This window comes from uncultured Algibacter sp. (assembly GCF_947487575.1).
In the GTDB taxonomy this organism is placed as follows: domain Bacteria; phylum Bacteroidota; class Bacteroidia; order Flavobacteriales; family Flavobacteriaceae; genus Algibacter_B.
The window spans coordinates 1-626 of sequence record NZ_CANKXG010000027.1 but is presented as its reverse complement, the minus strand read 5'-3'; the positions used below and the strand labels follow the sequence as shown (position 1 = coordinate 626).

The window sequence follows — 626 nt, the reverse complement described above, 5'->3', positions numbered from 1 at the left end:
TCACAAGCATTAGTATCCGCATTTAAATCAATAGTTGCAGGACAGGTGATTATTGGTGCTTCTGCATCAGTAATAGTTACCAGTTGATTACAAGACAGACTGTCGTTTCCGCCATCATTTGCAATCCAAGTAATGGTTGTTGTTCCCACAGGGTATGGATCGGTTAATGCTAAGTTATCTGAACGTGTTCCTGTAAAGGTGAACGTTGTTGCACAGTTGTCGGTAGCTGTAGGTTCTAAAATGGTTACATTAGTAGCCTCACAAGCATTAGTATCCGCATTTAAATCAATAGTTGCAGGACAGGTGATTATTGGTGCTTCTGCATCAGTAATAGTTACCAGCTGATTACAAGACAGACTGTCGTTTCCGCCATCATTTGCAATCCAAGTAATGGTTGTTGTTCCCACAGGGTATGGATCGGTTAATGGTAAATTATCTGAACGTGTTCCTGTAAAGGTGAACGTTGTTGCACAGTTGTCTGTAGCTGTAGGGTCTTCAATAGTTACATTAGTAGCCTCACAAGCATTAGTATCCGCATTTAAATCAATAGTTGCAGGACAGGTGATTATTGGTGCTTCTGCATCAGTAATAGTTACCAGTTGATTACAAGACAGACTGTCGTTTCC

General features: G+C 40.7%; 1 protein-coding gene. It reads right to left on the bottom strand.

Features of this window, described 5'->3' with window-relative positions:
• A partial coding sequence (locus Q0870_RS15360) for an HYR domain-containing protein (protein ID WP_298556781.1) occupies nt 1-626 on the bottom strand: 626 nt, incomplete at both ends.